This is a genomic window from Leisingera sp. G5_S3_59_S7 (assembly GCF_054968485.1).
Genome location: NZ_JBQKUH010000022.1, coordinates 33,473 through 47,673 on the forward strand (window position 1 = coordinate 33,473; position 14,201 = coordinate 47,673).

At 63.4% G+C, this 14,201-nt stretch carries 14 protein-coding genes; 13 read left to right on the forward strand and 1 reads right to left on the reverse strand.

What is annotated here, in order from left to right:
* The first annotated feature begins 161 nt into the window (after positions 1 to 161).
* Positions 162 to 476, forward strand: coding sequence for a hypothetical protein (locus ACTRWG_RS11650; protein WP_259958505.1), 315 nt, complete (start codon positions 162 to 164; stop codon positions 474 to 476).
* A gap of 77 nt (positions 477 to 553) precedes the next feature.
* Here ACTRWG_RS11650 and ACTRWG_RS11655 read toward each other — a convergent pair whose 3' ends face one another.
* Positions 554 to 1,309 carry a sulfite exporter TauE/SafE family protein gene (locus ACTRWG_RS11655; RefSeq protein WP_462829337.1) on the reverse strand — a complete coding sequence of 252 codons (756 nt, stop codon included), beginning with the start codon at positions 1,307 to 1,309 and terminating at the stop codon, positions 554 to 556.
* 158 nt (positions 1,310 to 1,467) lie between these two features.
* On the opposite strand from ACTRWG_RS11655, the gene mdh reads away from it, so the two are divergent.
* The 12 genes from mdh to ACTRWG_RS11715 all read left to right on the forward strand — a co-directional run bounded on the left by mdh (position 1,468) and on the right by ACTRWG_RS11715 (position 14,173).
* Entirely contained in the window at positions 1,468 to 2,430 is a 963-nt protein-coding gene (mdh, locus tag ACTRWG_RS11660; protein WP_027235113.1) for a malate dehydrogenase, read from the forward strand.
* Between the two features lie 302 nt (positions 2,431 to 2,732).
* Entirely contained in the window at positions 2,733 to 3,926 is a 1,194-nt protein-coding gene (sucC, locus tag ACTRWG_RS11665; RefSeq protein WP_027235114.1) for an ADP-forming succinate--CoA ligase subunit beta, read from the forward strand.
* 12 nt (positions 3,927 to 3,938) lie between these two features.
* Entirely contained in the window at positions 3,939 to 4,766 is an 828-nt protein-coding gene (locus tag ACTRWG_RS11670) for a glycosyltransferase family 25 protein (protein ID WP_084299510.1), read from the forward strand.
* A gap of 13 nt (positions 4,767 to 4,779) precedes the next feature.
* Positions 4,780 to 5,664 carry a succinate--CoA ligase subunit alpha gene (gene sucD / locus ACTRWG_RS11675; RefSeq protein WP_027235115.1) on the forward strand — a complete coding sequence of 295 codons (885 nt, stop codon included), beginning with the start codon at positions 4,780 to 4,782 and terminating at the stop codon, positions 5,662 to 5,664.
* Positions 5,665 to 5,902: 238 nt separating this feature from the next.
* Positions 5,903 to 8,854 carry a 2-oxoglutarate dehydrogenase E1 component gene (locus ACTRWG_RS11680; RefSeq protein WP_027235116.1) on the forward strand — a complete coding sequence of 984 codons (2,952 nt, stop codon included), beginning with the start codon at positions 5,903 to 5,905 and terminating at the stop codon, positions 8,852 to 8,854.
* A gap of 12 nt (positions 8,855 to 8,866) precedes the next feature.
* Positions 8,867 to 10,399, forward strand: a complete 1,533-nt coding sequence (gene odhB / locus ACTRWG_RS11685) for a 2-oxoglutarate dehydrogenase complex dihydrolipoyllysine-residue succinyltransferase (protein ID WP_462829338.1) — start codon at positions 8,867 to 8,869, stop codon at positions 10,397 to 10,399.
* 157 nt (positions 10,400 to 10,556) lie between these two features.
* Entirely contained in the window at positions 10,557 to 10,856 is a 300-nt protein-coding gene (locus ACTRWG_RS11690) for a hypothetical protein (protein WP_129369869.1), read from the forward strand.
* A complete protein-coding gene (locus ACTRWG_RS11695; protein WP_027235118.1) occupies positions 10,853 to 11,245 on the forward strand; it encodes an MAPEG family protein in 393 nt (130 codons plus the stop codon). Before ACTRWG_RS11690 ends, ACTRWG_RS11695 begins: the two co-directional genes overlap by 4 nt.
* Before the next feature lie 226 nt (positions 11,246 to 11,471).
* Entirely contained in the window at positions 11,472 to 11,741 is a 270-nt protein-coding gene (locus ACTRWG_RS11700) for a hypothetical protein (protein ID WP_027235119.1), read from the forward strand.
* Positions 11,742 to 11,809: 68 nt separating this feature from the next.
* Entirely contained in the window at positions 11,810 to 13,201 is a 1,392-nt protein-coding gene (lpdA, locus tag ACTRWG_RS11705) for a dihydrolipoyl dehydrogenase (RefSeq protein ID WP_027235120.1), read from the forward strand.
* 54 nt (positions 13,202 to 13,255) lie between these two features.
* Positions 13,256 to 13,786, forward strand: coding sequence for a hypothetical protein (locus tag ACTRWG_RS11710; protein ID WP_462829339.1), 531 nt, complete (start codon positions 13,256 to 13,258; stop codon positions 13,784 to 13,786).
* Between the two features lie 78 nt (positions 13,787 to 13,864).
* A complete protein-coding gene (locus ACTRWG_RS11715; protein WP_259958496.1) occupies positions 13,865 to 14,173 on the forward strand; it encodes an EthD family reductase in 309 nt (102 codons plus the stop codon).
* Positions 14,174 to 14,201 lie beyond the last annotated feature (28 nt).

Consider the following 14,201-nt stretch of genomic DNA (forward strand, 5'->3'; position numbering starts at 1 on the left):
ACCACGGCACAGGATCCCCGCCGCCTCTTCAGGCCGCCCCTGCTGCCCGCAGGCATGGGGCCTGCAGCATCAACAGCGTCACACACCGGCCCGCTCAGGGATACGGGGGCTGCCGTCCGGCACCCTGCTCTGTCCGGCCGTTCCGGAAAGGGTAAAACGAGATGAAAAGGACAATATTTGCACTGCCGGCCGCCCTGGCCGCCCTGACCCTGGCCGCGGCCCCCGCCGCCGCGCAAAGCCGCAACTGCGCGCCGCGCGACACGGTAGTGAAGCGTTTGGCCGAGAAATACGGCGAAAGCCGCCAAAGTATCGGCATGGGCCAGCAAGGCATGGTGATGGAGACCTTTGCGTCGGACGAAACCGGCAGCTGGACCATCACCGTGACAACCCCCAACGGCATGACCTGCCTGGTCGCCTCCGGTCAGTCCTATGAAGTGCTCGCAGAAGCACTGCCAAACACGGACAGCGACGTCTGAGCAGTTATTGAGGCAGGTTTCCAGGCTGCGGCGACAGCGGCCGGGGACGCCACGGCGGGCTGCGCCTGAAGGGGGCTTCAGGCCAGCCCGTCCCAGATCAGCTTGGTGCCGGTCACCACAAGCAGCACATAGGTCAGCGTAAAGAACCAGCGCTCCGGGATGCTGTGATGCAGCTTCACCCCCAGCCAGGCGCCGAGCAGGGCAAAGGGCGCCAGCATCAGATCAAGCATCAGCGTTTCACGTGTGAACAGCCCCAGCCCGGCATAAGGCACCGCCTTGGCAATGTTGATCGCCCAGAAAATCAGCACCGTGCTGGCCTGATACTCGGTCTTCCGCAACCTCAGGCCGAGAAGATAGACCGCCGCTGGCGGCCCGCCCGCATGGCTGACAAAACTGGTGAACCCCACCGCCAGCCCGGCGGCAAGGCCCGCAAGGCGCGACAGCGGCCGCGCCGCAACGGCCCGCAGGCCCAGCCGGGCGCGCAGCTGCCACAGCACGAACCCCACCGCCACCGCGCCGATCAGCACCCGCATCGCATCGGCATCCACTGAGGTGTAAAGCCACGCCCCCAGCGCCACCCCCGGCAGCCCGCCCGCGATCAGCAGCAGCGCCGCGCCCAGGTTCCAGCGTCCCCAGTAGGGTTTGAGCGTGGCAACGTCGATCAGCATCAACAGCGGCAGCATCAGCGCCAGCGCCATACCCGGGTCCAGCACCAGCGCCAGAATCGCCGCCGAGGCAAAGGCGGCGCCGGACCCGAAACCGCCCTTGGAGACGCCCGCAAAAACGACCGCAGGAATGGCAAAAACGAAAAACATCGCATCAAATGCCGCCATAGCCCGCCCCTGAAAGCCCTGAATTAAAGACCGTTTAGCGGTATCACTTCGGCATACGCAAGTATACCGCACCCTATGCCGCAGCGCAGAACCCTTGCACGGCCCGGGTTTACGCCGTAGGCATCAGGAAATTTCAACCGGACCGGAGACATTTACCAATGGCACGACCCAAAATCGCCCTCATCGGCGCAGGTCAGATCGGCGGCACCCTCGCGCACCTCGCAGCCCTCAAGGAACTGGGCGACGTTGTTCTCTTTGACATCGCCGAAGGCATCCCCGAAGGCAAGGCGCTGGACATTGCAGAATCCGGTCCGTCCGAGGGCTTCGACGCGTCCCTCAAGGGCACCCAGTCCTATGAGGACATCGCAGGCGCCGACGTCTGCATCGTCACCGCCGGCGTGCCGCGCAAGCCGGGCATGAGCCGCGACGACCTGCTGGGCATCAACCTGAAGGTGATGAAATCCGTGGGCGAAGGCATCCGCGACCACGCGCCGGACGCTTTTGTCATCTGCATCACCAACCCGCTGGACGCGATGGTCTGGGCGCTGCGCGAGTTTTCCGGCCTGCCCCACAACAAGGTCTGCGGCATGGCCGGCGTGCTGGACTCCGCACGCTTCCGCCACTTCCTGGCCGAGGAATTCGGCGTCTCCATGAAAGACGTCACCGCATTCGTGCTGGGCGGCCATGGCGACACCATGGTGCCGTCCGTGCGCTACTCCACCGTGGCCGGCATCCCGCTGCCCGACCTGGTCAAGATGGGCTGGACCACCCAGGACAAGCTCGACGCCATCGTGCAGCGCACCCGTGACGGCGGCGCCGAGATTGTCGGCCTGCTGAAAACCGGCTCCGCCTTCTATGCGCCGGCGACCTCCGCCATTGAAATGGCCGAGGCCTATCTGAAAGACCAGAAGCGCGTGCTGCCCTGCGCCGCCTATTGCACCGGCGAAATCGGCGTCAGCGACATGTACGTGGGCGTGCCCACCGTGATCGGCGCCGGCGGCATCGAGAAGATCGTCGACATCCAGCTGACCGAAGAAGAACAGACCATGTTCGACAACTCGGTCAACGCCGTGAAGGGCCTGGTTGAGGCCTGCAAGGGCATCGACAGCTCGCTGGCCTAAGCGCCGCACCTTGCCGCTATTCAAAGGGCCCGCGTCTGGCGGGCCCTTTTCTTTTGCCGCAGCGTCCCGGTCCGGCGGCTGACGCTTTTGGCCCATGATGCGGCGGCGGCGGCCTTCCGGCCAAGGCTCGAATCACCGCCGTTAAGCCTCCGGCAAATTGTGATCACACCCCCAAAACCTGTGATCACAAAACCTGAAAATCTTCACCATTTCCCCGTCTCCCGTCAAATAAGCCTTTAACACTTGGCTTTAACACGGCCTATTGAACAGCAGACAATTGCAGCCAGACGGGACAGTTTCAGATGAACATCCACGAATATCAGGCCAAAGCCCTTCTTCGCAGCTACGGCGCGCCGGTGTCCGACGGACGCGTGGTGCTGCGGGCCGAGGAAGCCAAAACCGCCGCCGGTGAGCTCGACGGACCGCTGTGGGTCGTGAAGGCACAGATCCACGCAGGCGGCCGTGGCAAAGGCTCCTTTAAAGAAGCGGATGCCGGCGAAAAGGGCGGCGTGCGCCTGACCAAATCGGTGGAGGAAGCTGCCGAAGAAGCCAAGAAGATGCTGGGACGCACCCTGGTCACCCATCAGACCGGCCCGGCGGGCAAGCAGGTGAACCGCATCTACATCGAAGCCGGCTCCGGCATCAAGCGTGAGCTGTACCTGGCCCTGCTGGTGGACCGCCAGACTTCGCGCATCTCCTTTGTCTGCTCCACCGAGGGCGGCATGGACATCGAGGAAGTGGCCGCCGCCACCCCGGAAAAGATCCTGTCCTTCTCCGTTGATCCGGCCACCGGCTACCAGGCCTACCACGGCCGCCGCATCGCGTTCTCGCTGGGCCTTGAAGGCCAGCAGGTCAAGCAGTGCGTCAAGCTGATGGGCCAGCTCTACAAAGCCTTCGTCGAGAAGGACATGGAGATGCTGGAAATCAACCCGCTGATCGTCAGCGACGACGGCAACCTCAAGGTGCTGGACGCCAAGGTCGGCTTTGACGGCAACGCGGTCTACCGCCACGCCGACGTGGCAGAGCTGCGCGACACCACCGAGGAAGACCCGAAAGAACTGGAAGCTTCCAAATACGACCTGAACTACATTGCGCTGGACGGTGAGATCGGCTGCATGGTGAACGGTGCAGGTTTGGCGATGGCCACCATGGACATCATCAAGCTCTACGGCGCGGAGCCTGCCAACTTCCTCGACGTCGGCGGCGGCGCCACCAAGGAGAAGGTGACCGAGGCGTTCAAGATCATCACCTCCGACGAAAACGTCAAAGGCATCCTGGTCAACATCTTCGGCGGCATTATGCGCTGCGACGTTATCGCCGAGGGCGTGGTCGCCGCAGTGAAGGAAGTCGGCCTGAAGGTGCCGCTGGTGGTCCGTCTTGAGGGCACCAACGTCGAGAAGGGCAAGGAGATCATCAACACCTCCGGCCTCGACGTGATCGCTGCGGACGACCTGAAAGACGGCGCCGAGAAGATCGTGAAGGCAGTTAAGGGCTAAGGGCCTGATCCGGTGAAGGCGGCTGTCTACCTCATAGGCTTGCGGCAGGCTACAGGCCGGGCGGCGCTGATGCAGCGGGAGCTGGATCAGGCCGGGCTTGCGGCCACGCGGGTTGACGCGGTGGACAGCACTGCCGTCAGCCGCGAGGAGATGCTCAAGCAGTGCGCACCTGAGGGCAACTGGGGCTATTTCCAGACCAAGGACATGGCCTGCACCCTGAGCCATGCCAAGGCCTGGGAGGCCTTCCTGGCGTCAGACGCCGATGTGGCGCTGATCCTGGAGGATGACGTCTTCCTGTCACCCGACACCGGCGCCTGGCTGGCGGACCTTTCCTGGTGGCCTGCGGATGCCGGCATCGTCAAGTTCGAGCGCTGGCGCAGCCGCAAGCTGCAGGTGGCGCTTGGCAAGGGCGGCGCCACCCATCTGGGCCGCGAGGTGCGCCAGCTGCTGTCCCGCCACGCCGGCGGTGCGGCCTATGTGATCTCCCGGCAAGCGGCGCAACACCTGCTGGACAGCCGCCCGTTCTGCATCACGCTGGACAACCTGCTGTTCAACTTTGACGCCTCAACGGCTGCGCGCGGCATCAAGGTCTACCAGATCCAGCCGGCGCTTGCTGAACAAGGCAACGACGCGCCGGACGAACACGCCATCGGACCAGCGCGCCACCGGCCCAAGGGCTGGCCGCTGTTCCGCCAGAAATTCCGCCGCGGGATTTATGAATTCCGCGGCGGCTTCCGAATACTTCCCAGTGTGGTCTTGGGGCGGGCCACTCTCGAAAAAATCCGCTTCGACGGCCGTTCTCTGGCCACCCCGCAGACCCAACACACTCATACCGCTTGAAGGAACCAAAAACATGGCAGTCCTCATCGACGAAAACACCAAGGTCATCTGTCAGGGCTTCACCGGCTCGCAGGGCACTTTCCACTCCGAACAGGCCATCGCCTACGGCACCAAGATGGTCGGCGGCGTGACCCCCGGCAAGGGCGGCCAGACCCACCTGAACCTGCCGGTCTTCAACTCCGTGCATGAAGCCAAGGCGAAAACCGAAGCCAACGCCTCTGTCATCTACGTGCCGCCGCCGTTTGCCGCGGATTCGATCCTGGAAGCCATCGACGCCGAAATGGAAGTGATCGTGGCGATCACCGAAGGCATCCCGGTGCTGGACATGATGAAGGTGAAACGCGCCCTGGAAAACTCCAAGTCGGTTCTGATCGGCCCCAACTGCCCCGGCGTGATCACCCCGGACGCCTGCAAGATTGGCATCATGCCCGGCCACATCCACAAGCGCGGCACCGTCGGCGTTGTGTCCCGCTCCGGCACCTTGACCTATGAGGCGGTGAAGCAGACCACCGATGTGGGCCTGGGCCAGTCGACCTGCGTGGGCATCGGCGGCGACCCGATCAAGGGCACCGAGCATATCGACGTGCTGGAGTGGTTCCTGGCCGATGACGAGACCGAGAGCATCATCATGATCGGTGAAATCGGCGGCTCCGCCGAGGAAGAGGCCGCGCAGTTCCTGGCCGATGAGGCCAAGAAGGGCCGCAAGAAGCCGGTTGCAGGCTTTATCGCCGGCCGCACCGCCCCTCCGGGCCGCCGCATGGGCCACGCGGGCGCAATTGTCGCCGGCGGCAAGGGCGGCGCCGAGGACAAGATCGAAGCGATGAAATCCGCAGGCATCGTGGTCGCCGAAAGCCCGGCGGGCTTGGGCGAAGCGGTTCTGAAAGCGATCGGCAAGTAATGCCCGTGTCCGCTTTGCATACCTCAAAGCGGAAAATGCCCGGCGGTCTTCGCCGGGCATACCCTACTCCCAAGGCAGCTCTTTCTTTGAGGGACCTCGCCGCCAAGACGGTTTGCCATACCGGATTGGCCGCAAGGTTCTGCGGCACATTCATCCATTTGAAACTCCTGCGCACCACCCTGCCGGGAGTGGCCTAAGGCCAGAACAAATACGGTCCCAACCCGCAAGAGGCACCAAAATGACCGATCAAAGCCCCAACGACCTCTTCCGCGCCTCCTCCTTCATGCAGGGGCACAATGCGGAGTATCTGGAGCAGCTTTATGCCCAATACGCCAATGACCCGAACGCGGTGGATGCCGCCTGGGCCGAGTTTTTCCGCCAGATGGGCGATGCCGAACTTGACGTGAAGGCCGAGGCCACCGGCCCCTCCTGGGCGCGGAATGACTGGCCGCCGATGCCCGCCGATGACCTGACCGGCGCGCTGACCGGCGACTGGCCCGCCCCGGTTGAGGCCAAGGCAGCCGGCAAGAAGATCCGCGACAAGGCCGCTGCCAAGGGCGTTAAGCTGACGGACGATCAGGTGCAGCGCGCAGTGCTGGACTCGATCCGCGCCCTGATGCTGATCCGCGCCTACCGGATCCGCGGCCATCTGGCCGCCGACCTCGACCCGCTGGGCATGCGCGCCGCCACCCCGCACCCGGAGCTGGACCCCAAGACCTATGGCTTCACCGATGCCGACATGGACCGCCCCGTGTTCATCGACAATGTGCTGGGCCTGCAGGTCGCGACCATGCGCCAGATCGTGGAGATCGTGAAGCGCACCTACTGCGGCACCTTTGCGCTGCAATACATGCACATCTCCGACCCCGAGCAGTCCGCCTGGCTGAAGGAGCGGATCGAGGGCTACGACAAGGAAATCCGCTTCACCCGCGAAGGCCGCAAGGCGATCCTCAACAAGATGGTCGAGGCCGAGGGCTTCGAGAAGTTCCTGCACGTCAAATACACCGGCACCAAGCGGTTCGGCCTCGATGGCGGCGAAAGCCTGATCCCGGCGATGGAGCAGATCATCAAGCGCGGCGGCGCGCTGGGGGTCAAGGACATCGTGATCGGCATGCCGCACCGCGGCCGCCTCAACATCCTCGCCAATGTGATGCAGAAGCCCTACCGGGCGATCTTCAACGAATTCCAGGGCGGCAGCTTCAAACCCGAAGACGTGGATGGCTCCGGCGACGTGAAATACCACCTCGGCGCCTCCTCCGACCGGGAATTCGACGGCAACAGCGTGCACCTTTCCCTGACCGCCAACCCCTCCCACCTGGAGGCGGTGAACCCGGTGGTGCTGGGCAAGGTCCGCGCCAAGCAGGACCAGCTGGGCGACAGCGACCGCACCGAGGTGCTGCCGATCCTGCTGCACGGCGATGCCGCCTTTGCCGGCCAGGGCGTTGTTGCGGAATGCTTCGCGCTCTCCGGCCTGCGCGGCCACCGCACCGGCGGCACCATGCACATCGTGGTGAACAACCAGATCGGCTTCACCACCGCGCCGCATTTCTCGCGCTCCTCCCCCTACCCCACCGACAACGCACTGGTGGTTGAGGCGCCGATCTTCCACGTCAACGGCGATGACCCGGAGGCGGTGGTCCACGCCGCTAAGGTGGCAACCGAATTCCGCCAGAAGTTCCACAAGGACGTGGTCATCGACATCTTCTGCTACCGCCGCTTCGGTCACAACGAAGGCGATGAGCCGATGTTCACCAACCCCTTGATGTACAAGAAGATCAAGGGCCACAAGACGACTCTGACTCTGTACACTGACCGGCTGGTCAAGGATGGCCTCATCCCCGAGGGCGAGATCGAGGACATGAAGGCCGCCTTCCAGGCGCATCTGAACGAAGAGTTCGAGACCGGCAAGGACTACAAGCCCAACAAGGCCGACTGGCTGGACGGGCGCTGGTCGCATCTGGACAAAAAAGATGCCGACTATCAGCGCGGCCGCACCGCCATCGCGCCAGAGACCATGGCGGAGATCGGCAAAGCGCTGAGCCAAGTGCCGGACGGCTTCCCGCTGCACCGCACCGTTGGCCGCTTTCTGGATGCCCGCGGCAAAATGTTCGAAGCCGGCAAGGGCTTTGACTGGGCCACCGGCGAAGCGCTGGCCTTCGGCTCGCTGCTGCTGGAAGGCTACCCGGTGCGCCTGGCGGGCCAGGACGCCACCCGCGGCACCTTCTCGCAGCGCCATTCCGGCATCGTCAACCAGGAGACCGAGGAGCGCTACTACCCGCTCAACAACATCCGCGCGGGCCAGTCCCAGTACGAGGTGATCGACTCGGCGCTGAGCGAATACGCGGTGCTGGGGTTTGAGTACGGCTACTCGCTGGCCGAACCCAATGCGCTGACGCTGTGGGAGGCCCAGTTCGGCGACTTCGCCAACGGCGCCCAGATCATGTTCGACCAGTTCATCTCTTCGGGCGAGAGCAAATGGCTGCGGATGTCGGGCCTTGTCTGCCTGCTGCCGCACGGGTTCGAGGGCCAGGGGCCGGAGCACTCCTCCGCCCGCCTGGAACGCTTCCTGCAAATGTGTGGCCAGGACAACTGGATCGTGGCCAACTGCACGACGCCCGCGAACTACTTCCACATCCTGCGCCGTCAGCTGCACCGCACCTTCCGCAAGCCGCTGATCATGATGACCCCGAAATCGCTGCTGCGCCACAAGCTGGCGGTCAGCAACGCCGAGGACTTCACCACCGGCTCCAGCTTCCACCGGGTGCTGTGGGATGACGCGCAGAAAGGCAACTCCGACACCCAGCTGGCCGCCGATGACAAGATCAAGCGCGTCGTCATGTGCTCGGGCAAGGTCTACTACGACCTGCTGGAGGAACGCGACGCCCGCGGCATCGACGACGTCTATCTGATGCGGATTGAGCAGTTCTACCCGTTCCCCGCGATCTCCATGGTGAAGGAGCTGGAACGCTTCAAGCAGGCGGAAATGGTCTGGTGCCAGGAAGAGCCCAAGAACCAGGGCGCCTGGACCTTTATCGAACCCAACATCGAATGGGTCCTGACCCGGATCGGCGCCAAGCACACCCGGCCGCTGTATGCCGGCCGCGCCACTTCGGCCTCGCCCGCAACCGGCCTGGCCAGCGAACACAAAGCCCAACAAGCAGCCCTCGTGAACGAAGCGCTGAGCATCTGAGGATAAAGAGACATGACAACCGAAGTCCGCGTACCCACCCTGGGCGAATCCGTGACCGAGGCCACCGTGGCCACCTGGTTCAAGAAACCCGGCGACAGCGTCAATGCCGATGAAATGCTCTGCGAGCTGGAGACCGACAAGGTGACGGTCGAGGTGCCCTCGCCCGCGGCCGGCACCCTGGGCGAGATCGTGGCCGGCGAAGGCGAAACCGTCGGCGTCGACGCGCTGCTGGCCACCCTGACCGAGGCAAACGGCACCGCCGCAGCCCCGGCCGCTTCTGACAGCAAGGCTACGGCAGCACCGGCTCCGTCCGATGCGTCCTCCGGCGGCGACGGCGCCCCGGTGCCGGTCATGGTCCCCGCGCTTGGCGAGTCGGTATCCGAGGCGACCGTTTCCTCCTGGTTCAAGAAGGTGGGCGACAGCGTCGCGCAGGACGAGATGCTTTGCGAGCTGGAAACCGACAAAGTGTCCGTCGAAGTGCCCGCGCCCGCGGCCGGCGTGCTGACCGAAATCCTGGCCGAAGAAGGCGCCACCGTTAACGCCGGCGGCAAGCTGGCGGTCATGTCGGCGGGAGACGCCGGCGCTGCGGGCGGCACCGATGCCGGACCCGCCGCAGATGCTGCCAGCGGCACTGGCACCGGGCCGGGCGCTGGCGTCAAAAACGCCCCCTCGGCGGAGAAGGCAATGGCAGAAGCCGGCATCGACGCCAGTCAGGTCAAGGGAACCGGGCGCGACGGGCGCATCATGAAGGAAGACGTCGTGGCTGCCCTGGCCGCTGCCAAATCCGCACCTGCATCCGCCCCGGCCCCCGCCCAGGTGCGCGGCCCGGTCACAGCCGACGATGCGGCACGCGAGGAGCGGGTGAAGATGACCCGCCTGCGCCAGACCATCGCCAAGCGCCTGAAGGACGCCCAGAACACCGCCGCGATCCTGACCACCTATAACGAGGTGGACATGACCGAGGTGATGGCGCTGCGCAATCAGTACAAGGACCAGTTCGAGAAGAAGCACGGCGTGCGTCTGGGCTTCATGTCGTTCTTCACCAAGGCCTGCTGCCACGCGCTGAAGGAAGTGCCTGAGGTCAACGCCGAGATCGACGGCACCGACATCGTCTACAAGAACTTCGTGCACATGGGCGTTGCCGCGGGCACCCCGCAGGGCCTGGTGGTGCCGGTGATCCGCGACGCCGACCGGATGTCCTTTGCCGAGATCGAAAAGGCGATCTCCGAGAAGGGCAAGCGCGCCCGTGACGGCAAGCTGTCGATGGCGGAAATGCAGGGCGGCACCTTCACCATCTCCAACGGCGGCGTCTACGGCTCGCTGATGTCCTCGCCGATCCTGAACCCGCCGCAGTCCGGCATCCTGGGCATGCACAAGATCCAGGACCGCCCGATGGTGGTGAACGGCGAAATCAAGATCCGCCCGATGATGTATCTGGCGCTCAGCTACGACCACCGCATCGTCGACGGCAAAGGCGCCGTGACCTTCCTGGTCCGCGTCAAGGAAGCGCTGGAAGACCCGCGCCGCCTGCTGATGGATCTGTAATCCATTGAGGGGAAAGCCTAGCCAGCCCTACAAAATCAGCGCGCCCAAAATTGGTGAAAGACCCAGCTATTGGGCGCGCTGGTGCGGGATAAAGTGCCCCGATTGCGGGCGCATTCAGTCAACGCTGGCTATGATGCGGACCAACCCTTGGAGGGGTGTGAACAAGACCGATTTTCACCTTTGCGGAACCTGCGGCACACACCTCTTTCTGACCGGAAAATCCCGCCATTGGAGTTTCTTCCTAGTAGTCGTACCCATATTTTTCTCTGTAATGGTGCTCACCTCAATCGCATTTAACTGGTTGGGTTGGGTGACAGCTGAGGGGCCGAACAAAGGCGAACCAACATTTGGTGCCGGGCTTTTGATGGGAATAGCTATTTTCAGCATCATAAGTGCTGTCAATGGACGCCGGGAAGAAGTCAAGAGTGTCAAACTTGAATGCAGTTCAACCCAATGACCCTCCCGCTCTGGGGCCTTGTCTGCCTCTCGATCCTCGCCCTGATCCACGTGAGCTGCGACAGCTTCCTGCTGAAGCTATCCGTCGGCAACGCATGGACCGCAGGCCCGCGCGACACCACCGTCAGCCGCGGCGCGCTGGCGGGCCGGGCGCAGCGGGCCTTCACCAACTTTCTGGAAACCGCCCCGGTCTTCATCAGCTTGGCGCTGGTGGCGGAACTGGCGAGTCTGCACAGCGCGCTGATCTCCGCCGGGATCTACACCTATCTTGGGGGCCGCGCCCTCTACCTGCCTGCCTACCTCAGCGGCTTGCCCTATCTGCGCACCGCCATCTGGCTCATCGCCACCAGCGGCTTAGCCGCGATGCTCGCGGGGGTGCTCCTCGCATGAGCTTTCACCTTTACAAAAATACTCCGGGGGGTGAGGCCCGTCTTGGAAACCGCCTGGGGGGCGGTTTCAGGGCCGAACGGGGCGGAGCCCCACTGCGCATGGGCCGGGGGCAGCGCCCCCATTCGGAAGGTAATGCCTCAAGCCCCCCGTCAGTTGAGTGGAATCAAAGCGCTCCCCGCCCCATCCGGTGCATCCTGCTTCCAGAACGGAAAAAGGAGTAACACCGATGGCAACTCATGTTCTCTGGCAGGCCGATGTGGCCGATTTCAACGCCTGGCTGACCGTGTTCCGGCAGGACAAGCGCAACCGGCAGGCCTCTGGCATCACCGACATGAACGTCTGGAGCGATCCGGACCGCAAGAACCACGCTGTGGCGCTGTTCGCCATCAACGACCTGGAAAAGGCACGCGCCTTCTTCGGCTCGGAGGAACTTGCCATGCACCTTGAACGCGACGGGGTCACCAATATCTCGATCAAGATGTTGACCCCGGTCTGATCATAAAACAACTATCCCCTAGCTTGTTCCGGCAAACGGAACCGGGGAGAAAAGAGGAAAACCGACCCATGTCCCAATATGACGTCATCGTAATCGGCGCCGGCCCCGGCGGCTATGTCTGCGCCATCCGCTGCGCCCAGCTGGGACTGAAGACAGCTGTTGTCGAGGGCCGCGAGACCCTCGGCGGCACCTGCCTGAACGTGGGCTGCATCCCCTCCAAGGCGCTGCTGCACTCGACCCATCTGCTGCATGAGGCAGAGCACAACTTTGCCCATATGGGCCTCAAGGGCAAAAGCCCCTCGGTCGATTGGGACCAGATGAAGGCCTACAAGGATGAGGTGATCGGCCAGAACACCGGCGGCATCGAGTTTCTGTTCAAGAAGAACAAGATCGACTGGATCAAGGGCTGGGCCTCGATCCCGGCGGCCGGCAAGGTGCAGGTCGGCGACGACGTGCATGAGGCCAAGAACATCGTGATCGCCTCTGGCTCGGTGCCTGCCTCCATTCCGGGCGTCGAGATCGACGAGAAGATCGTGGTCTCCTCCACCGGCGCGCTGGAGCTGCCGAAGATCCCCAAGAAACTGGCGGTGATCGGCGCCGGCGTGATCGGGCTGGAGCTTGGCTCTGTATACGCCCGTCTCGGCTCCGAGGTGACCGTGGTGGAATACATGGACGCGGTCTGCCCCGGCATGGACAAAGACGTGCAGCGTTCCTTCAAGCGGATCCTGGAGAAGCAGGGCCTCAAAATCATCCTGGGCGCCGCGGTGCAGGGGGTGGAAACCTCCAAGACCAAGGCCAAGGTCAAGTACCAGCCCAAGAAGGGCGGCGATGAGGAGACGCTGGACGCCGATGTGGTGCTGGTGGCCACCGGCCGCAAACCCTATGCCGAAGGGCTGGGGCTGGACGATCTTGGCATCAAGATGACCAAGCGCGGCCAGATTGCCACCGACAACCACTGGGCCACCAACATCAAGGGCATCTATGCCATCGGCGACGTGATCGAAGGCCCGATGCTGGCGCACAAGGCCGAGGATGAGGGCATGGCGGTCGCCGAGGTGATCGCGGGCAAGCACGGCCACGTGAACTATGGCGTCATTCCGGGCGTCGTCTACACCACGCCGGAAGTGGCCACAGTGGGCGCGACCGAGGACGAACTGAAGGCCGAGGGCAAGAAGATCAAGGTCGGCAAGTTCATGTTCATGGGCAACGCCCGCGCCAAGGCCGTGCACCAGGCCGAGGGCGGCTTCGTCAAGATCATTGCTGACAAGGAAACCGACCGCATCCTGGGCGCCGCGATCATCGGCCCCGCGGCCGGCGACCTGATCCACGAGCTGTGCGTGGCAATGGAGTTCGGCGCCTCTGCCGAAGATGTGGCGCTGACCTGCCACGCGCACCCGACCTACTCCGAAGCGGTCCGCGAAGCGGCGCTGGCCTGCGGCGACGGGCCGATCCATAGCTGATTGTTACAGCCCGGCCCCCCTAAAATGGGGCCGGGTCCATTTCAGGACTATTGTTTGAAACTCAAGATTTTACTGCCATTATGCGCAGCAGGTCTCGCAGCGGGCTTGCTCCTTTCCAGGGTGATGCTCGGCGAGCCCAACCGCGTTGAACGCACTGTTCAGCTTTTTACACAAGCCTGTGTTCCCTACTACTTGGGTGGACTGGATACCCCGCCTGCAGACCTGGGTCTGATCAAGACGGATATGTTTCCGCAGGAGAGGCGGTGGGCAGATCCAGTTTCCGCGAGCTTCCTTGTCTTGGGTGAACACTCCTGCACCATATCGACGAACGCTCCGAATGCTCTCACACAAGCCGAAGGCGACGTGCTGGCCTCCGGCATCGAACAGGTCGTAGCCTCTGAATTCCCGGAACTGGCATTCGACCCCAAAGCAACATTGGGCGACGATGTACTGTTTCGAGCATGGATGAAGGGACAAGTGGCCTCGCCTCAGCGCTGGGGAGTATCTGTTTACGTATTTCCGGACCGGGGCGAGCGCTCGGGGAGTTTGGTCAGCCTTATGATCCCTCGCTCAAGCCATAAATAGACGCCAAAATACCTTTGGCATTTGACGCCAAACCCCGCTCTACTGCCCCGAAGTGCATAAGCCGCAGGAGACACCTTCATGCCCGTCACGTTGCAAGTCATCTACCCCGTCACAGAGGGAACCAATTTCGACCACGCCTATTATGCGGACACCCATATGAAGATCGTGGACCAGCACATGGGACCGCATATCCAGACGATCATTGTCACCAAGGGACTGGCAGGCGGGCCGGACAAACCGGCACCGTTTTATGCCATTGCAACGATGACATTTTCCGATCAGGCCGCCATGGACGCCGCGATGAAGGCCGCAGGGCCCGCGCTGGAGGACATTCCGAATTTCACCGATGTGAAGCCGCAGATGCTGATTGGCGAGGTCATCAGCTGACCGGACAGCTCCCAGGCAGCGCAACGGG